Here is an 18754-nt window from a genome sequence, read left to right on the forward strand (position 1 = left end):
ATGGCGCTCACCATAAGAGACTCGAACGAGGGAACGCAATATCTCGATGAGATTTCGCAAGTAACGAACAGCTTACCGAGTGCTTGGCGCAGTCGACCCTCGTACCACCAGTTCCGGCTCGAACAGCAGCTCCTCATCGGTCACCGAAGCCCCGTTGATCTGCATTGTCAGCAGGTCGACGGCGGCGCGGCCCATGGCTTCGATCGGCTGGCGAATAGTCGTCAGCGGCGGGTCGACGCAGTTCATGAACGCGGAATCGTCGTACCCGATGACTGAAACATCTTGCGGAACCGACAGGCCCTGGCGGCGCACCGCGCGGATGGCGCCGAGCGCCTGCGGGTCGCTGGCGCAGACAATGCCGGTGATCCCACGTCTGACCAGGCGAGAGGCCGCGGCCTGGCCGCCTTCGAGCGAGTACATCGCGTGCTCGAACCAGTCGTGCTCGACCTCGAGGTGCGCGGCTTTGGCCGCGGCCTCGAACGCCTCCTGCTTACGCCGGGAAGGTACGTGGTCGTCGGGCCCGAGAACCATGCCGACCTTCGTGTGGCCAAGCGACACCAGGTGCGTCAGCGCCTGCTCGGCCGCGACCGCGTCATCGCACGAAACCCGGGGAAAGCCCAGGTGGTCGATGGCGGCGTTGATCAGCACGGTCGGCAGGTTGCGCTCGGTCAGCCTGGCGTAATGCTCGTGCGAGGCGTCCGCTTGCGCGTAGTTGCCGCCCGCGAACACCACGCCGGAGACGTGCTGCTGCAACAGCAACTCTATGTAGTCGGCCTCGGTGACACCGCCGGCGGTACGGGTGCACAGCACGGGCGTGAAACCCTGCTGTGCCAGCCCGTTCCCGATGATCTCGCCGAACGCGGGGAAGATCGGGTTCTGCAGCTCAGGCAGTACTAGCCCGACCAGTCGAGCGCGTTCACCCCGAAGCTGGGTCGGCCGCTCGTAACCCAGTACATCCAGTGCCGTCAGCACCGCGGTACGGGTACTCTCCGAAACACCCGGCTTCCCGTTGAGCACCCGGCTCACGGTCGCCTCACTCACCCCGACCTTGCGGGCGACCTCGGCAAGTCTTCGCGTCATGCCCGCAACTATAAGACAAGCCTTGCAGCCTGCTTGCGGCCATTTGCAGTCAGCCGCGTGAACTCGCCACCGCGCGTAGCTGTTCGCGGGTATCCGGAAGACCGGCTTTCCGCAGCCAGACAACCTGATTCGCGGTCTGATCCCAGTTGCCGTCGTGCTCGGCAATCGCCGACACGAACGCGCGCTGAGCGGGCGTCAATTCGCCGTCGAACGGCGTCGGGAAGGCCTTCGCCAGTAGTGGGCCCCAGTCGCTGTCGACCGTGTAGCCGCTGCCGAGCGGGACGACAGCCAGTGCGGCGGGCAGCAGTTCCTCGAAGCTGTTGGTCCGCTCGATCGCGGCGCTGATCAGCGTGAACCGGAACCACCCGTCGAACTGTGGCAACGGCTCGGGGAACCAGCCGTCCGCGGTCGCCGGGTCCTGCAAGGCCGCCAGGATCAGGCGCGTGGCCTCTGTGCGGTCTGAGCAGCTGGGCTGCAACGCGGCACATACGGCCACGGCTGGATCGGCGTCGTGCAGCAGACCGGCGGTGTCCGCGCCGGTCGAACCGAGGCCGAACACAGCCGCCGCGCGTTCCCGGCGATCGGCGTTGCTGGCGAGGATGCGCTCGTACAGCCGGGCATCGGCCAGGTGGGGCAACGTGGCGACGACGCCGAGCGCGGCTTCCCGGATGGTGAGGTTGGCGTCGTCCACGTAGGGCAGCGCGGCCGCGTAGATCTCCGGCAGGACCGCTCGGCACTCGTCCAGCGTCGGGTGTTCGTCGTCGTGGAAGATCACCTGCTCGGCGAAGCCGATGAGCCATTCGAGCAGCGTGGCCCGCATCGGGGTTTTGTCCGGCAGGATCGCCGCGATGTACCGCGCGGCTGGCGCGGTCGCGCTGTAGATCGATCCCTGGTGCAGCAGCGACCTGTCGATCTCGTGCAGCGCGGCCTTCTGCTTCTGCGGGTCGGCGTCCAGCAGTTGGGCCAGTAGACCGGGTGTGTCAGTAGCCGGTCCATACGCGTGCTCGAGACTCGGCCAGTTGGGCTCTTCGAGCAATTGGTCGGGTTTCACGCGCGTCATCCAACCGTGTGTCACCCGATCGTGTCGTGACGGAGTCGGGACTTGACCGTTGTGCCTGGTGTGCGGGTTGGTGCGGCGCTGCTGTCGGTGATCGTCATGCTCGGCGCGCAGCCGCCGAACGAAGCAGGCGTGGCGCCGGGTGCCGTCGCGCCCGACTCACGGCCGGGCGAGGCGTTCGCTGACCCTGTCGTCGCACAGCTGCAACGGACCGCAACCGACGTACAACGTGAGCTCGGCGTGCTCGCCAACGACATCCATATCGCTGAGCAGGCCGTACGCGACTCCGCAAGCGCGTTGGACCAGGCGCGTGCCGCGCGCGAAGCGGCTGACGCGGCCGTGCGCGCACGTCAGGCGGACATGGATCGGTACGCCTCGGCCATCCTGAGCTCGTTCGGCCGCCCCAACCAGTTCCAGGTGCTGCTGCTGGCTCGCTCCCCGGACGACTTCCTGGACGGCTCCAGCCTGATGGCACGCGTGCAGGAAGCTGAAGCCGAGGATCTCGCTGGCGCGATCAACCGTCACCAAGCGGCCGTACGCGCCGAGGAGACCGCGTCGCACGCCGCGAAGGCCGCTGCGGACCGTAAGGCGGACTTGGACCGTCGAAACGGTGACGCCACCAACCGTGCGGCCGCCATCACGGGAGAGTTCCGCAGCAAACTGGCGCAGACCAACTCGTCGGTCGTGGCTATGCAGCAGGCCCAGCGCACGCGCAACGACCAAACCGCCGCGAACTGGCGTGCGTACCTCGACAAACTCGCTGCTTCGGGCATTCGGCCCGGGGCGACGTCCACCGAAGCCACCTTGCAGTCGGGCGAGCGCTTGCTCGTGCTGCCGGAGGCGACCATCCGCGCGGTGACGACCACTGTCGGGGCGCTAGGCAAGCCGTACGTGCCACAAGGCGACGGTCCGGACGCTTATTCGTGCGACGGACTCACGCGGGCCGCGTACGGCCTGAAGGGCTCGGCGGCCGAGCAGATGGCTGTGCTGCAGCCCGTCACCGACCCTCAACCTGGTGATCTCGTGTTCATCGGTCCGGCCCGTTACGGCGTACAGCACGTCGGCATCGCGCTGGACCCGCGCACGATGATCAGCGCGGACGCACGGCTCGTGGGCGTCGTGGTCACCGACATTCCTGCGGACGTTCTTGGATACGCACGGCCTTCGTTGACCGCGCGGCCCGCGCAACCGGTGCCGCAACGTACGGATTCTGGCTTGGTATGGCGGTGCGGGGGAGTGGATCTGCCCTCGGGTGGGTGGAGCGGCTACCCCAACGGGCTCATCCCGACATCCGCGCTTTGTCCTATAGGTATAGGTGAGCACCGGTTGCGCTGCGATGCCGCGTTCTCGTTCCAGGGGTTGGCGGCCGCGTTCAGTTCCGCGTTCGGGCGGGCCATCTGCATGACCGACTCGTATCGCACCTTCGAGGAACAGGTCCGGTTGTACGGCGTCAAGCCCGCCTTGGCCGCCGTGCCGGGGACGAGCAACCACGGCTGGGGCCTCGCGGTGGACCTGTGCGGCGGCGCGCAGTCGTTCGGGACGGCTGAGTACGCCTGGATGCGTGCCAACGCGGGCCGGTTCGGTTGGCAAAACCCGTCATGGGCCTTGCCGGGACGAGGCCGCGAAGAACCATGGCACTGGGAGTACGGGGTTTGACGGGTTTTGAGCCCAGAATTGGCCTCTCTGTCGCGCGGTCCGGCTTGGTCGCGCTGGTCGTTTACGCAACGCAACACGCCCGACGCCGCCCCGAGTAGGGCGATGACCAGCCACTATGCGGTGTTGGCTGCGTGGGGCGGGGTGGAAATGGCCGGCTTTGGCGACCAAGCCCGTCCGAGCGAAGCGAGGACAATCAAACACTGTCAGACCTGACCGCTAGGGTGGCCTCAATCGATCGAACATACGATCGAACGACTGGCTTGGGAGCTGAACATGCTCGTCGACTGCGACAGCTGTGAAGTGCGGGGAAAGGCTTGCCAGGAGTGTGTCGTCAGCGTCCTGCTCGGTCCGCCGAGCATGGTCAGCCTCGACTCGTCCGAACAACAGGCCATCGACGTACTCGCCAGTGCCGGAATGGTTCCCAAGCTGCGGTTGATACCCATTACTCCGGTGAACACACCCGAGGTCGCCTGATCAGGCGGTGAGCGGTATCGATTGGGCGACGAGCGGCAACAGACCGTGCTGACCTGCCTGTTGTTGTGATCACACCGTGCTGTCGGCGCTGCTCCATTGGGGTTTCGGGGGCCGTTAGCGAAGTTTTTGCGTTGACTGGCTGGACGGGTGCCGTCTTCCTTCGTAACCTGTCCGAGACCTCGCGGCCCCCGGTCGCCCAACAAGGGTGATGACGCGAGATCGCCGCCGAATCAGCACCCCAGGCAAGTCGGGGCTGGGTCGCTGAGCCGGAACACCCCCACCGGTTGGGAAGAACGTGCCGGAGCTTTGAGTGCGTGTCCACTCGCTTGTCCGGTCCGCTCTTTGGGTACCCCCGTGCCCGAGGAGCTCGGGTTCCCTTCCTTCGGCGGTCGCAGAGACGAAGGAGACACGCGCGACGTGGCGTCGCAACGACTCAAGCGCGGCATGCGTGGAGCACTGACAGCGTCCGCCATCATCGCGATGGTTAGCACCGCCCCGGTTCCCGCGCTCGCCCAGCCCGCATCGGGCGAATCGGATGCTCTGAAGAAGTACAACGAGCTCAACAAGCAGGTTGAGCTCGTCAACGAAGAGCTCAACAAGGCCAAGGACGACAAGGACGCCAAGCAGGCGGAATTGGACAAGGCCACGGCTGATCTCGCCGCGGCCACCAAGGCCAAGGACGAGGCAGCCGTCACCGAAGAGCAGTTCCGTGGCCAGGTGGAGACGCTGAGCACGGCGTCGTACCGCGGTGCCCGGTTCAACAAGCTCTCGGCGCTGCTCACCGGTACTTCCGCGCAGGACTTCCTCGACAGGTCCTCGGCGCTGAACGTGCTGGCGACGGACAACAACAAGGCGTTGACGGCGCTGCACGGGGCCGTCAAGACGGCGACCGAGTCAGAGACCAAGGCAGCGGACGCGACGAAGCGCGCCACCGAGGCGCGTGACGCCGCCGAAAAGTTGAAGATCGAGATCGAGGCCCGTGCCAAGGACCTGAAAAAGCAGAGCGACCAGGTCAAGGCCGAGCTGAACAAGCTGCCTGCCGCGGACAAGGCGAAGCTTGGCGGTTTCGTCAAGGACACCGGCAAGTACTTCGGCCCGCCCGGAGCCGCCAACACCGCGGTCCAGGCCGCGCTGTCCCGGCAGGGTGACGCCTACGTGTGGGGCGGTGCCCAGCCAGGTGGCTTCGACTGTTCCGGGTTGACCTCATGGGCCTTCAAGCAGGCAGGCGTGAGCTTGCCGCGGTCCAGCCGTCAGCAGTACACCGTCGGCAAGTCGATCCCGCGCGGTCAGGAGCAGGCCGGTGACCTGGTGTTCTACGGCAGCAGTGCCGGGTCGATCCACCACGTCGCACTGGTGATCGCCCCCGGCAAGATCGTGCACGCCTCGACCTATGGCAAGCCGGTCGCGGTGACCTCCATGACGCCGGGTGGCGGCAGCGACTTTTTCGCGATCAAGCGGGTTGTCGGCTGAGTTTCGGCTGCTCATAGTCGCGCGACGCGATCCCTGGCCGGTGGTGCGGGTCAGGGGTCGCGTCGTTTTCACACGCCGGGCAATACGATCTCGTGGTGGCCCGGTTTCGTGCGTTGCTTGTCGCCGGCGTAGCGATCGCGCTACTCGGCGGTCTCGCGCTGGTCGCGACCCAGCCGCACGACAGTGCCGTCATCGAACAAGCGCCTGGTCCACCACAGGTCTTCGCCCCGCCCAACCAGGGCGCGGTGGCCCCACAGCCGGACGAACGCGCCCTCGCGGTCCAGGCCGTGCTGCGCGCGCGGGCCGAAGCTCTGCGGCGGCGTGACGAGAAGGCCTTTATGGCCAGCGTGGACCCCAAGGCGGAACCGGCGTTCCGCGACGCGCAGCTGGCGATGTTCCGTAACCTCGCCAACGTCCCGCTGCGGGAGTGGTCGTACACCATGGTCACGCAGCGCTCGCTCGATCCATCGTCGCTCCCGAGTGTCGATGGCGCGCAGGAGTTGTGGGCGCCGGAGATCGACCTGGTCTATGCCCTGCGCGGCGCCGACCCGGTGCCGACCCGGCGGCCGATGGGCTATCTGTTGGTCAAGCGGTCCAACTCGTGGTTCATCCGTTCCGACGACGACCTGCTCAGCGTGGGCAGGCGGACCTGGCGCGGCCCATGGGACTTCGGCCCGTGCCAGGTGCTCACGACCTCACGCGGCCTGATCCTGACCCACCCGGCCCGCGAGGCGATGGCCAAACGGGTGGCGGCCGAACTGGACTCGGCCGTCAACGCGGTCAGCAACGTCTGGGGCACCGACTGGTCACAGCAGGTCGTGGTGGTGCTGCCCGACTCGAACGACGAGATGCGCGCGATGGTCGGGCCGAACTTCCCGGTCGAGTCGGTTGTCGCGGTCTCGGTCGCCGACCGGGTCGACACGGACAAGAACTCGGCCGAGGGCCAGCGGGTCGTGATGAGCGCGACGAGTGCCGACGCGTTGTCCGTGACAGCACTGCGAATCGTGCTGCGGCACGAGTTCACGCACATCGCCGCTCGTGGGTCCACAGTGGATGGTTCGCCGATGTGGCTGCTGGAAGGATTCGCCGACTACGTTGGCTACCGGGACAGCGGCATCCCGCTCAGACAGGCCGCGCCCGACCTGAACGCCACGGTACTCACCACCGGGCCGCCGACCAGGCTGCCGTCCGATGAGGAGTTTCGCGCGCAGGGCCGCGTGCTGGACATGGCCTATCAGCAGTCGTTCTCGTTGGCCCGGTTCGTGGCGGAACGGCTAGGCGAGCCCAAGCTGATCGAGCTGTACCGGGTGTTGGCCAAAGCGGGTCGCGCGAGCCCTGCCGACATCGACGACCTGCTGGTCTCGGTGATCGGGCTGAACCGGGAAGAGTTCGTCGCGGGCTGGCAGGAATACCTGCGGGAGACCCTCGGATAGGGTGCGTGACGTGGCTCGGACCCTTCTGGTGACCAACGACTTCCCGCCGCGGCCGGGCGGTATCCAGGCATATCTGCAGGCCTTGGCGACCAGGCTGGCCCCGCAGGACCTGGTGGTCTACGCGCCCGCGTGGGAAGGCGCGGCCGAATTCGACGCCGCCATGCCGTTCCAGGTGGTCCGCCACCCGACGTCGCTGATGCTGCCGACGCCGGACGTGGCCAAGCGTGCCAAGGAGATCCTGCGCGCCGAGTCGTGCACTTCGGTCTGGTTCGGCGCGGCGGCGCCGCTGGCTCTGCTTGGTCCGTACCTGCGTGAGGCCGGGGCGCGTCGAGTTGTCGCCTCGACCCATGGCCACGAGGTCGGCTGGTCGATGCTTCCTGGGTCCCGTCAGGCTTTGCGACGCATCGGGTCCACAACGGACGCGGTGACGTACGTCAGCAAGTACACCCGATCCCGGTTCGCGGCGGCCTTTGGACGTCACGCGGCACTGGAATACCTGCCGTCCGGTGTGGACACTGAACTGTATCGTCCTGACCCTGCGGGTCGTGAGCTGATTCGTAAGCGCCACAACCTTTCCGATCGGCCGACGATCGTGTGTGTGTCCCGTTTGGTGCCTCGCAAGGGGCAGGACATGTTGATCAGGGCGCTGCCCGCGATCCGCCGTCAGGTCCCTGACGCGGCGCTGCTCCTGGTCGGCGGCGGCCGTTACGCGGACCGGCTTATGGCCCTGGCCAAGGAGAACGACGTCGCCGATGACGTCATCCTGACCGGAACCGTGACGTGGGAAGAACTTCCTGCGCACTACGTAGCCGGAGATGTCTTCGCGATGCCGTGCCGGACCCGTGGCGGCGGGTTGGACGTCGAAGGACTCGGCATCGTGTTCCTGGAAGCCTCCGCGTGCGGACTTCCTGTCGTGGCAGGCAATTCCGGTGGTGCGCCGGAAACCGTCCGCGAGGGCGTGACCGGTCATGTGGTCGACGGACGCAACGTCACCAAGATCGCCACCAGCATCAGCACCTTGCTCGCGAACCCGGACAACGCGGCCGCGATGGGGCAAGCGGGTCGCGACTGGGTCACTTCGGACTGGCGTTGGGACACATTGGCCAGTCGACTGTCTACATTGCTGTCCAGCGATCGTGGCCGGTTCTCCGCATTCCGTGGCTAGTTGATGTCCACTCGCGACGCCAAGTGGCCGCGTGCCGTTCGGTGAATGACACTGTTTCGTATGACAGTGACCTTGGAGCCACCCAGGATCACCCACCACACCGCGGTGCTCAACGGGATCCGCCAGCACTGGGTCAGCGCCGGTGCCGGACCGCCGGTCTACCTGTTGCACGGCTTCCCGGAAATGTGGTTCGGCTGGCGCAAACAGATCCCGGTACTTGCCGAGCGGTACACCGTGATCGCCCCAGACCTCCGTGGCTACGGCGCCACCGACAAACCCGCCGCGGGCTACGACAAGCGGACGATGGCCGCCGATCTGCTCGCGCTCATGGACCATCTTGGCCACGATCGGATCGCGTTGGTCGGCCACGACCGAGGAGCCCGGGTGGCGACCCGGTTCGCCAAGGACCATCCGCACCGGCTCCACCGGCTTGCCGTCGTGGACAACATCCCGACGCTCGCCCTGTCGAGAACCAAGAACCTCGCCGCACCAGGGCTTGGCTGGTTCTTCTACTTCCTCAGAGTGCCCGATCTGCCCGAAGCGCTGATCGAGGGCAAGGAGGAGGTGTTCCTGACCCACTTCTACCGCGGCTGGAGCTACAACCCGGAGATCTTCAGTCAGGCCGAGCTTGACGTCTACGTGAAGAACTACCAGCAGCCGGGTGCGGTGCGCGGTTCGTGCGCGGACTACCGGGCAATGCCGCAAGACGCTGAACAGGACGCCGAGGACGAGCACGTCCTGATCGAGTGCCCGGTGCTGTCGATCTGGGGAGCGGACTTCGTCGGGGTCACCCTTGTCGACATGGAACAGACCTGGCGCGCGATGGCCAAGGACGTGCGCACCGTTGCGATCGACCAATGTGGACATCTGTGCCACGAGGAAAAGCCGGACATCGTCAACGCCGAACTGCTCGAATTCCTCAAGTGAATCGGCTAGTGGTGTCCATTCGCGACATCGCGGGCCAGTGTCGCCGCGCCGACCAGACCGGCGTCATCGCCTAGCTGCGCGGTGCGGATACGTGCCAGTGGGCGGTAACCCGCGCCGGTCACGGCATCACGGTAGATCTCGCGCGCGTCGTCAAGGAACAGGGGAGCGGACTCCGAGACGCCGCCCGCGATCACGATGACCTCGGGGTCGTAGATGTCCGCGACCAGAGCTAGACCTTCGCCAAGCCAGCGCGCCAATTCGGCCATCGCCCGCAGCGCAACGGGATCGCCATCCTTGGCCGCCCCAGCGACCTTGCGGCCGGTGATCTGCCGCGCGTCGCCCGCGGCCTCGCGTGCGAGCACTGTGGACTGTCCTGGGTGGCCTGCCAGCAGCTCGATCGCGGTCGCGCTCAACGCCGTCCCACTGCAGTACCGCTCCCAGCACCCGGCCTTGCCGCAGGAACACGGCCTGCCGTTCGGCACGATCCGCAGATGCCCGAGTTCCGGGGCGACGCCATGAGCGCCGCGGAAGATCTTGCCGTCAAGCAGGAGGCCGCCGCCGATGCCTGTCCCGATCGCGATCAGCGTGACGACTTTCGCCCCACGCGCCGCGCCGTAGCGGTATTCGGCCAGTGCCGCCGCGTTGGCGTCGTGCTCGAGGACCACAGGCAGATCGATCTTGCGAGAGATCCGCTCGGCCACTGCGGCCCTGCGCCACGCCAAGTGTGGCGCGAACATGACCGTTTTCAGGTCGGTCGCCACGAATCCGGCGACCGCCAAGCCGACCGCCGAGATTGTGTGACGGGCAGTCAACGAGCTGATGACCGACACAATCGCGTCGTTGAGGGCTTCCGCGCCGGACGGCGTTCCCACGCGTGCGGTGTCCAGGATTGTTCCGCGTTTGTCGACGACACCGGCCCGCACGCTCGTCCCGCCGACGTCAACGCCGACTGTCAGCATCTGTCGTCACCAAAGGAACCGCGTCGCACCTGGATGTGTTGCACGGACCTATTCTTGCTCCGAGTCTGCTCGGCCGCGCGACCGGGACGCCCGGCCGGCCGGAAACCGGGCATGTGGGGCACACCGGGCTCCCACCTGTCGGCAAGCACGGCCCGCAACACCGCGATGATGTCCGCGGCACGGTCCAAAGTCGTCGCTGCCAGCTCGTTCGGCTCGCCACGGACCAGGGCGCCGATGGCGCACAGTGGACAGTTGTCCGGCGGGCCGTCGTGCTCGGCCGCGACCTGATCAAGGTACGGCCCAAGGCGTTCGGCGACCGCGTCCATCAGCAGGACGATCTCTTCAAGCAGCCGGGACCCCGGCTCGGCGCTCACGATGTCGCCCCGGCGAACTGCAGCAACAAACCCTCACCGTCCACAGAGGCATCGGCGACCTGGTAGCGCCGCAACACGGCGGGCAGTGGGACGAGCCTGCGCATTCCGTCCACTGTGATCGCCAGGTCGTCGCCGATTCTTGCCAGGTCTACATCGGACTGCTCGGTCAGCGGAATGGCAACGCGCAGAACGTATCCCGCGCCTTCCGGCCGGATCTGCAGCAATGACGGCGGCCTTTTCGCGGTCGAGCTCAGCGGGTCCGTCCGGCCGTAGAGCTCGTCGGCGAGCGAGGCCAATGCCGCGAGGCCAACAGGTTCGGCCGCCCGGTGTTCCACAACGTGCAACTCGATCGGCGTGGAAGCCCGCAGTTCGGCAAGAACCGCGTCCTGCTCGTCGCGGCGGGTACGCAGCCACGTCGCCGCCGGACCGCGCCGCATCCCGGCTTTGGGCACAAGCCGGTTGGCGATCATGCCGTCAACCCGGATGTCCCGCAGCGCCAACGCCGCGAGCGTGCGCTTGCTTTCGGCCACAACCAGCCGCTCCGGCGTCAACACCAGCCGAACCCCGGTGACCTGCGGATCTGCCAGCAAATCGCGCAGTTCCGCCAGATGCCCGGCCAGCCTGGTGACCGCGTCGACCCAGCCCTGTCGTCCAACACCGGAGACCATTCCCCGGACCGAGCGCGCCGGAAACGCCCGTTGCAGATAGGTCGCGATCGCGTCGGGCAACGCCAGCAGCCGCAACGTCTCCGCGGTCGGCCCGCAGTCCACCACGACCGTGTCCCAGTTGCCGGTTTTCGCCAATCTGGCGACCTCGGTCAGCGCGAGCAGCTCGTCGAGGCCGGGCACCACGGTCAGCTCTTCGGCGTCCAGCTCGTCAACGCCCGCACCGGCAAGTACCGCCCGCAGCTGGCAACGCAGCTCGTCCCACGCGGAATCGACAAGACCACGGGTGTCCACATGGGCCGCGTGCAGCTTGGCGTCCACTAGGGAGGGTTCGCTGGTCAGCCTTGTGTCGAACGCGTCCGCGAGCGAATGTGCCGGATCCGTGGACACGACAAGAGTCTCGTGCCCACGCCTGGCCAGCCGCACCGCGGTGGCCGCGGCAAGGGTGGTCTTGCCCACCCCGCCCTTTCCGATGAACAGCAGGATCCGCAAGGCGGTGGTTACAACCCTTCGGCGCGGCGCTTGAGGTCCTTCAGCGCGATGTCCATGATCATCTTCTCGGCCTTGCGGCGGAACATGCCAATCATCGGCACGGCCAGCTGGACCGACAGCGTGTACGTCACCTTCGTCGCGTCGTCACCCTGCGGCTCAAGCAGGTACCGGCCACGCTGTGAGCGCTGCATCTGGCCCTTCACCAGGGTCCAGCTCACCGAAAGGCCATCCTCCGCCCACTCGTACTGCAGTGTGTAGGCGTCCTTGAACATGCCGGCGTCGATCACGAACCGGACCTGGGTGGCCTGGCCGTCGGCGTCCTGCTCGAGCACCTCGGTCTCTTTCACCGCCCCTGTCCACTCGGGGTACGCGGCGAAATCGGCGATCACGCCCATGATCGTGTCGGCGTCTGCTTCTACGGTGATGGACTGGGTGGACTCGTCGGCCATGCCGGGCAGGCTACCTGGTCAAGTCAGAAGCGCAGTACGTGCGGCACTTGCGTCCGCTGGAAATGTCCGACATTGATGCAGTCGGTCGAAGCGAACCGCATTCTCGCTGACAGCGGTTGGTGCACGTGGCCGAACAGCGACCACCGCGGCCGCTGCTCGCCGATCAGTTCACGCAGCGCGTACGAACCGAACTCTGTCCGTCGCGCCACGACGTCATAGGTGAGTTCCGGCACAGCGGGCGGAATGTGCGAGCACAGCACGTCGACTTCGGTGAGCTTGCCGACAGAAGCGTTGTAGTCATCCTCGGTCCGCAGGTACGGGAACCACGCGCCGGAGCGACGCACGCGCCCACCGGGCGAGAGCAACGCGCCGCCGACGAACCCGAACCGTAGCCCGCCGATCTCCGCGACCTCGCCGTCCAGGAACGTCAGGCCGTCACGTGAGAACTGTGACCACAGGTCCGGCACGTCGACATTGCCCGGCGTGGCATACGTCGGCACGGTCATCGCCGCGAACAACCGCGTGTACTGCTCGAACAGCGCTTCCTGAACCACGTCGGCCGCGTTGTCGAGGCTCGCCCACAACGTGCGCGCGTACTCGCCGAGCTCCTGCAACTGACGGTTGCGCCGTAAGTGCGCGAACTTGGCGACCTTCTCCGCGCCGAACACGCGGCCGAGGATGCCGCTGCCGTGGTCGTGATAGTCGACGAAATCGATCAGATCACCGAGCACAACGAGCGCGTCCGCGCCTTCGCCGGCCCTCGCCAGAGCGTCCGAATTGCCGTGGACATCGGAAACAACGTGGACCCGCACACGTTCACTTTACGGCGGGCAGCCTGGCCGCCGCCCATCCTCGAGGGTGGTCTTGAGATCGAAAGCGATGTTCTTGGCGGCGAACTGGCGGCGGGTCAGCTCACGCCGCAGCTCACGCGGACCGGCCTGGCCGGGCAGGTCGGCACGCAGGAAGTAGTGCAGGAGCGTGCCGTCGAGCATCGGTTCGAGCCAGACCTCCATGGTTCCGGTCAGCGCGCCACGCACGGTCCACCGCAGGCCCTCGTCGCCGCGATCGGCGTACACCTCAAGAGTGAGATCCGGCCACAGCGTGCGCCACGCGTTCGGGTTGGCGAAGGCGGCTTTGACCACGGGCGGGGGCACGGCGAGGAAGGTCTCGTCGACGACGTCCACTGCAGGCACAAGTGCATGGTGTCACGGCCGCTGTACTAAATTCACGTGACGTGCGTGAATACAAGGCGCCGGCCACGGTATCGGTGACCGACGAAGAGAATCTCACCGACATGGTGTGGGCTAACGCGGATCGCTTCGGCGACGCGGTCAGCTTCCGTCGGCTGGTCGACGGCTCATGGGTGGACGTGACCGCCCGCGAGTTCGCCGCGCACGTGCTGGCGGTCTCGAAAGGACTGATCGCCTCCGGCGTACGCCCTGGTGACCGCGTCGCGTTGCTGTCCAAGACCCGGTACGAGTGGTCGTTGCTCGACTTCGCCATCTGGGCGGCGGGCGGCGTGACCGTGCCGATCTACGAGACCTCCTCGCCCGAACAGGTCGAGTGGATCCTGTCGGACTCGGGTGCGCGCGCGATGGTCGTGGAAACCGCCGAGCACAAGGCGACCGTCGACGGGCTCGTCGACCGTCTGCCGGAACTGACACGCGTCTGGCAGATCGACGCGGGCGTGGACCTGGCACCAGCTGTCGACGAACTGACGGCTTTGGGCGCTGAGGTCAACGAAAAGACCGCACACGACCTGCATCGCAGCGTGCGCGCCGACGCCGTGGCCACGCTCGTCTACACCTCGGGCACCACGGGCCGCCCCAAAGGCGTCGAGCTGACGCACCGCAACCTGCTCGCTGAGGTGCGCGCGGACATCAAGGCGTTCCCGCAGTTGATGAAATCGGGCAATTCGATGCTCGTCTTCCTGCCGTTGGCGCACGTGTTCGCCAGGGCGATCTCGATCTGCTGCGTCTACGCCCGCACCACGCTCGGCCACCTGCCGGACGTCAAAACGCTGGTGAACGACCTCGGCACGTTCCGCCCGACCTTCGTGGTCGCGGTCCCACGCGTGTTCGAGAAGGTCTACAACGCGGCCAAGCAGCGTGCCCACGCCGACGGCAAAGGCAAGATCTTCGACGCCGCCGAGGCATTGGCAATCCAGTACAGCCAGACCGCCAAGCCCGGAATCGCCCTGCGCGCCAAGCATTTGGTGGCCGACCGGCTGGTCTACGGCAAGCTGCGGATGGCTCTTGGCGGGCGGTGCGAGGCCGCGATCTCCGGTGGCGCGCCGCTGGGTGCCCGGCTCGCGCACTTCTTCCGTGGCATCGGCGTGCCGGTGTTCGAGGGATACGGCCTGACCGAGACCTCGGCCGCGATCGCGGTGAACACCAACACGGACTTCAAGGTCGGCACGGTCGGCCGGGTCGTCGCGGGCGCTTGCGTGCGCATCGCTGACGACGGGGAAGTGCTGCTGTCGGGAGACATGGTGTTTTCCGGCTACTGGCACAACCCGGCCGCGACCAAGGAGTCGTTGCAGGACGGCTGGTTCCACACCGGCGACCTCGGCACGCTGGACGATAACGGTTTCCTGTCGATCACCGGTCGCAAGAAGGAGATCATCGTGACCGCGGGCGGCAAGAACGTGGCGCCCGCGGTGCTCGAGGACCGGCTGCGGATGAACCCGCTGATCAGCCAGTGCCTCGTGGTCGGCGACCGGAAACCGTTCATCGGCGCGCTGATCACCATCGACGAGGAGTATTTCGAGTCGTGGAAGTCGCGTCACGGCAAGCACGGCACGGTCGCCGAGCTCGCGGACGACGCGGATTTGCGCGCTGAACTGCAGTCAGCGGTGGACGAGGCGAACAAGGCCGTGTCCCGTGCCGAGTCGATCCGCAGTTTCACCGTACTGCCGCGGGACTTCAGCGAGGAGCGTGGCGAGATCACGCCAAGCCTGAAGCTGCGCCGCGAGATCATCGCCTCGAAGTACGCCGACCGGATCGAAGCCATTTACGCAGGTCACTAGTCGTGAGTGGTTATGCGGGTTAGAACACGGATAACCACTCACGAGGTCTTTTCAGACCTGGGCGCCGTTGTCCCCGTCGTCCTCGTTGTTGCCCTGGCGGATCCGCAGCACCACAAGGCCGATGCCGACGGTCAGGGACACCAGCGCGATCGGCGTCGCCACCCGGGTCGCCAGGCCGATCAAACCGGGCGCCACCAGCAGGAACAACGCGATCAGCAGCAGCATCAACGCGAGAATGGTCAACGGGCTCGGCCGGGGGATCGGCGGCGGCTCGGGCGGCACGTAATGGTCGTCGTCCGAGCTCCACGCCCAGTCCATCTCGGTCTCATGGCCGCGCCAGCCCGCTGTGGCCGGTGCGGAGATCTCCGGCAGATCCGGCTCGTCCAGCGGCTCGGACCTGCGTGACCTGGCGGGTTTGTCCGGTTCCGGCTCGTCGTCGAGCTCGAGATCCGGCTGCGACTTCGAAATCGGACCCGGCTTCGGCTCCGGCGACTCGACCTCTGGCGCGACCTCGATATCCAGATCGGCCTCGCGGTCCAAGTCGGCCTGAACCGTTGACCCAAGGCCTTCGCGTTCCAGGTCGGCGACGATCTGCGCGAAGGCGGCGTCAACGTCCTCCGGTCCGTCTGACCCGCCCTTCATGGCCCTCCTTGAGAAGCTTGACCTCGTGACGCCATCGTCGCACGGACACCGCTTCGGTTGGCCAGTTACTTCTGGCTCTTTTGTGCGTTGTTATCCGCGACAACTTTCCGGCCCAAGCGTGGGGACGGTCGCGTTGTGCACGAGTGGGCACACTTCGTAGGCTGTCTGTCCGACGGGCCGTCGGTGGTAGTCAGGGCAGGAGGCGCTCTACACGGTGCTGTACTTCGTCATGAAACATGTCCTGCTCGGGCCGATCCTGCGGCTCTTCTTCCGCCCGCAGGCCGAGGGGCTCGAGAACATCCCGCGCAGCGGCGGAGCGATCCTGGCGAGCAACCACCTCGCGGTGTCGGACTCGTTCTTCATGCCGCTGGTGATCCCGCGCAGGCGAGTGACGTTCCCCGCGAAGATGGAGTACTTCACCGAGAAGGGCATCAAAGGCGCCTTCAAGAAGTGGTTCTTCACCGGCATGGGCCAGATCCCGATCGACCGCACCGGCGGCTCGGCGGCACAGGCCGCGCTGGACACCGGCATCCGGCTGCTGCGTGAGGGAAACCTGCTCGGCATCTACCCGGAAGGCACCCGCTCACCGGACGGCAGGCTCTACAAGGGCAAGACCGGCATCGCCCGGATCGCGCTCGAAGCAGGCGTGCCGATCATCCCGGTCGTCATGGTCGGCACCGACATCGCCAACCCGATCGGCTCGAAGATGTGGAAGCCGACCAAGATCCGGGTGAAGTTCGGCAAGCCGTTGGACTTCTCCCGCTACGAGGGACTGACCGGCGACCGGTTCGTCGAACGCTCGATCACCGACGAGGTGATGTACGCGCTGATGGAACTGTCCGGCCAGGAATACGTGGACATGTACGCCGCGAAGGTCAAGGAGATGCAGGAGGCGGACGGCAAGGCGCCAAACGGTGTTCCCGCCCAGCGCGAGCCCGACCGTATCCCCGAGGCCAAGGCCGGATGATTCACAACTAAGGTTGTCGGGTGCGATTTTTTTACGACACCGAATTCATTGAAGACGGAGTGACGATCGACCTCGTGTCGATCGGTGTCGTAGCCGAGGACGGCAGAGAGTTCTACGCGGTGTCGACCGAGTTCGACCCGAACAAGGCAGGCCAGTGGGTCCGCGAGAACGTGCTGGACAAACTCCCCGGACCTGGCGACAAAGCATGGCGCAGCCGCTCGCAGATCCGTGAGGACCTGATGGGCTTCCTCAGCCCGCGCGGCGAGAGCGTGGAACTGTGGGCGTGGTTCGCCGCCTACGACCACGTGGCCTTGGCACAGCTGTGGGGCGCGATGCCCGCGTTGCCTCGCCAGTTGCCGCGTTTCACGCGCGACCTGCGTCAGCGTTGGGAAGACGTGGGCAAGCCACAGCTGCCAAACCCGCCAACCGACGCGCACGACGCGCTGGCCGACGCCCGCCACAACCTGGCCCGCTGGAACATCATCGAGGTCGAACGCCTCCGCAAAGGCTTCCCAGTCCGCTAACCGCCGTGTCCACCGTTGCGGAACATCGTGTCCCCCGTTGCGGAACATCGTGTCCACCGTTGCGGCACATCGTGTCCACCGTTGCGGCACAGTGAGTTCGCCACTCCGGCGCGGTTGACCTCCTCGCTGGCCCAGCGCTGCGATCTTCGTGTTCCGGAAAGTGTGTTTCATGGTGCTGGAAAGGTGGACACGGTGTGCTGGAAAGGTGGACACGACTTCTGGGACCGGTTTCATTCCACGAGGTGGGACGGTTTCCCGCTTGTTAAGCGGGGGTCGGTTGCTTTACCGATCCAGCCCGTGACACCCTTCACCCCATGCGTATAGGCGTACTCACCGGTGGTGGCGACTGTCCAGGTCTTAACGCGGTGATCAGGGCCGTGACCAGGAAGGGCATCGAGGCTCACGGCTGGGAGATCGTCGGTTTCCGCAACGGTTGGCAGGGTCCACTCGAAGGCAAGTCGAAGCCCATCGGGCTCGACCAGGTCGAAGACATCCTCACCCGCGGCGGCACGATCCTCGGCTCGTCGCGCACCAACCCGTACAAGGTCGACGGTGGCGTTGACAAGATCAAGGCCGTGCTGGCCGACCAAGGCATCGACGCGCTCGTCGCGATCGGTGGCGAGGACACGCTCGGCGTGGCAAAGCGGCTGACTGATGACGGCGTCGGCGTGGTCGGCGTGCCCAAGACGATCGACAACGACCTTGGCGCGACGGATTACACCTTCGGCTTCGACACCGCGGTGCACATCGCGACCGAGGCGATCGACCGGCTGCGCACCACGGCCGAGTCGCACCACCGTGCGCTCGTCTGCGAGGTCATGGGTCGGCACGCTGGCTGGATCGCGCTGCACTCGGGTCTCGCGGGCGGCGCGAACGTGATCCTGGTGCCGGAGCGGCCGTTCAACGTCGACAAGGTCGTCGAGTGGGTCAAGCGGCGGTTCGAGCGCGAGTACGCGCCGATCATCGTCGTGGCCGAGGGCGCGATGCCGGAAGGCGGCGCCGAGGTGCTCACCAGTGGTGAGAAGGACGCCTTCGGGCACGTCCGTCTCGGTGGCGTCGGCACGTGGCTGGCTGAGGAGATCGCGCAGCGGACGGGCAAGGAGTCTCGTGCCGTGGTGCTCGGTCACACGCAGCGTGGCGGCACGCCGACCGCGTACGACCGTGTGCTGGCAACTCGTTTCGGTCTGCACGCCGTTGACGCGGTTGCTGACGGGGACTTCGGTGTGATGGTCGCGTTGCGCGGCACCGACATCGTCCGCGTGAAGCTGTCCGAGGCCACGGCCGAGCTGAAGACCGTTCCGCTTGAGCGTTACCAGGAAGCTGAAGTCTTCTTCGGCTGATCCACCCTGTCCTATGCCCCCAAAGTGACTTCACTTTGGGGGCTTACGACTT

19 protein-coding genes are annotated in these 18754 nt (G+C 66.4%); 10 read left to right on the top strand and 9 right to left on the bottom strand.

The annotated features are described in order from the left end of the window. Positions 1 to 72 precede the first annotated feature (72 nt). Together LWC34_RS55565 and LWC34_RS55570 are read right to left on the bottom strand one after the other, a co-directional pair. Positions 73 to 1080 (bottom strand): LacI family DNA-binding transcriptional regulator, encoded by a 1008-nt coding sequence (locus LWC34_RS55565; protein WP_233734849.1) that lies wholly within the window; start codon positions 1078 to 1080, stop codon positions 73 to 75. A 49-nt stretch (positions 1081 to 1129) separates the two neighbouring features. Beyond that, positions 1130 to 2140 (bottom strand): hypothetical protein, encoded by a 1011-nt coding sequence (locus tag LWC34_RS55570; protein WP_233734851.1) that lies wholly within the window; start codon positions 2138 to 2140, stop codon positions 1130 to 1132. A gap of 51 nt (positions 2141 to 2191) precedes the next feature. On the opposite strand from LWC34_RS55570, the gene LWC34_RS55575 reads away from it, so the two are divergent. The 6 genes from LWC34_RS55575 (at position 2192) to LWC34_RS55600 (ending at position 9262) form a co-directional block, all read left to right on the top strand. Beyond that, positions 2192 to 3793: a D-alanyl-D-alanine carboxypeptidase family protein gene (locus LWC34_RS55575; protein ID WP_233735038.1), complete on the top strand. Its 1602-nt coding sequence runs from the start codon at positions 2192 to 2194 to the stop codon at positions 3791 to 3793. 273 nt (positions 3794 to 4066) lie between these two features. Further along, positions 4067 to 4267: a hypothetical protein gene (locus LWC34_RS55580; protein WP_233734853.1), complete on the top strand. Its 201-nt coding sequence runs from the start codon at positions 4067 to 4069 to the stop codon at positions 4265 to 4267. A gap of 417 nt (positions 4268 to 4684) precedes the next feature. After that, entirely contained in the window at positions 4685 to 5737 is a 1053-nt protein-coding gene (locus LWC34_RS55585) for an NlpC/P60 family protein (RefSeq protein WP_233734855.1), read from the top strand. A gap of 95 nt (positions 5738 to 5832) precedes the next feature. Continuing rightward, positions 5833 to 7170 carry a hypothetical protein gene (locus LWC34_RS55590; RefSeq protein ID WP_233734857.1) on the top strand — a complete coding sequence of 446 codons (1338 nt, stop codon included), beginning with the start codon at positions 5833 to 5835 and terminating at the stop codon, positions 7168 to 7170. A 10-nt stretch (positions 7171 to 7180) separates the two neighbouring features. Next, on the top strand, positions 7181 to 8335 hold the full coding sequence (locus tag LWC34_RS55595) for a glycosyltransferase family 4 protein (RefSeq protein WP_233734859.1): 1155 nt from the start codon (positions 7181 to 7183) through the stop codon (positions 8333 to 8335). A 60-nt stretch (positions 8336 to 8395) separates the two neighbouring features. Then, positions 8396 to 9262 carry an alpha/beta fold hydrolase gene (locus LWC34_RS55600; RefSeq protein ID WP_233734861.1) on the top strand — a complete coding sequence of 289 codons (867 nt, stop codon included), beginning with the start codon at positions 8396 to 8398 and terminating at the stop codon, positions 9260 to 9262. Positions 9263 to 9267: 5 nt separating this feature from the next. Here LWC34_RS55600 and LWC34_RS55605 read toward each other — a convergent pair whose 3' ends face one another. The 6 genes from LWC34_RS55605 to LWC34_RS55630 are packed head-to-tail and all read right to left on the bottom strand — an operon-like array spanning position 9268 to position 13394. Beyond that, positions 9268 to 10221 (bottom strand): ROK family glucokinase, encoded by a 954-nt coding sequence (locus LWC34_RS55605; RefSeq protein ID WP_233734863.1) that lies wholly within the window; start codon positions 10219 to 10221, stop codon positions 9268 to 9270. After that, positions 10215 to 10547: a hypothetical protein gene (locus LWC34_RS55610; protein WP_235731540.1), complete on the bottom strand. Its 333-nt coding sequence runs from the start codon at positions 10545 to 10547 to the stop codon at positions 10215 to 10217. The genes LWC34_RS55605 and LWC34_RS55610 overlap by 7 nt, the downstream gene beginning before the upstream one ends. A 44-nt stretch (positions 10548 to 10591) precedes the next feature. Next, complete coding sequence (locus tag LWC34_RS55615) at positions 10592 to 11752, bottom strand: ArsA family ATPase (protein ID WP_233734865.1); 1161 nt, start codon at positions 11750 to 11752, stop codon at positions 10592 to 10594. Positions 11753 to 11760: 8 nt separating this feature from the next. Next, positions 11761 to 12201: an SRPBCC family protein gene (locus LWC34_RS55620; protein WP_233734867.1), complete on the bottom strand. Its 441-nt coding sequence runs from the start codon at positions 12199 to 12201 to the stop codon at positions 11761 to 11763. A 23-nt stretch (positions 12202 to 12224) separates the two neighbouring features. After that, positions 12225 to 13013 (bottom strand): metallophosphoesterase family protein, encoded by a 789-nt coding sequence (locus tag LWC34_RS55625; protein ID WP_233734869.1) that lies wholly within the window; start codon positions 13011 to 13013, stop codon positions 12225 to 12227. A gap of 9 nt (positions 13014 to 13022) precedes the next feature. Then, positions 13023 to 13394 (bottom strand): polyketide cyclase / dehydrase and lipid transport, encoded by a 372-nt coding sequence (locus LWC34_RS55630; RefSeq protein ID WP_233734870.1) that lies wholly within the window; start codon positions 13392 to 13394, stop codon positions 13023 to 13025. A gap of 41 nt (positions 13395 to 13435) precedes the next feature. Here LWC34_RS55630 and LWC34_RS55635 point away from each other — a divergent pair, with 41 nt between their 5' ends. Further along, a complete protein-coding gene (locus tag LWC34_RS55635; protein WP_233734872.1) occupies positions 13436 to 15229 on the top strand; it encodes an AMP-dependent synthetase/ligase in 1794 nt (597 codons plus the stop codon). Positions 15230 to 15280: 51 nt separating this feature from the next. Here the strand turns inward: LWC34_RS55635 and LWC34_RS55640 are convergent, their stop codons facing one another. Beyond that, the gene (locus tag LWC34_RS55640; protein WP_233734874.1) at positions 15281 to 15871 is read right to left on the bottom strand and encodes a procyclic acidic repetitive family protein; all 591 of its coding nucleotides are present in this window, start codon (positions 15869 to 15871) and stop codon (positions 15281 to 15283) included. A 214-nt stretch (positions 15872 to 16085) separates the two neighbouring features. Here LWC34_RS55640 and LWC34_RS55645 point away from each other — a divergent pair, with 214 nt between their 5' ends. From LWC34_RS55645 to LWC34_RS55655, 3 genes are all read left to right on the top strand, one after another. Next, positions 16086 to 16838 carry a lysophospholipid acyltransferase family protein gene (locus tag LWC34_RS55645; protein ID WP_233734876.1) on the top strand — a complete coding sequence of 251 codons (753 nt, stop codon included), beginning with the start codon at positions 16086 to 16088 and terminating at the stop codon, positions 16836 to 16838. Positions 16839 to 16858: 20 nt separating this feature from the next. After that, on the top strand, positions 16859 to 17362 hold the full coding sequence (locus LWC34_RS55650) for a polyadenylate-specific 3'-exoribonuclease AS (protein ID WP_233734878.1): 504 nt from the start codon (positions 16859 to 16861) through the stop codon (positions 17360 to 17362). A 314-nt stretch (positions 17363 to 17676) separates the two neighbouring features. Further along, on the top strand, positions 17677 to 18702 hold the full coding sequence (locus tag LWC34_RS55655; RefSeq protein WP_233734880.1) for a 6-phosphofructokinase: 1026 nt from the start codon (positions 17677 to 17679) through the stop codon (positions 18700 to 18702). Positions 18703 to 18754 lie beyond the last annotated feature (52 nt).

Source organism: Kibdelosporangium philippinense (genome assembly GCF_021390435.2).
Taxonomy (GTDB): Bacteria; Actinomycetota; Actinomycetes; order Mycobacteriales; family Pseudonocardiaceae; genus Kibdelosporangium; species Kibdelosporangium philippinense.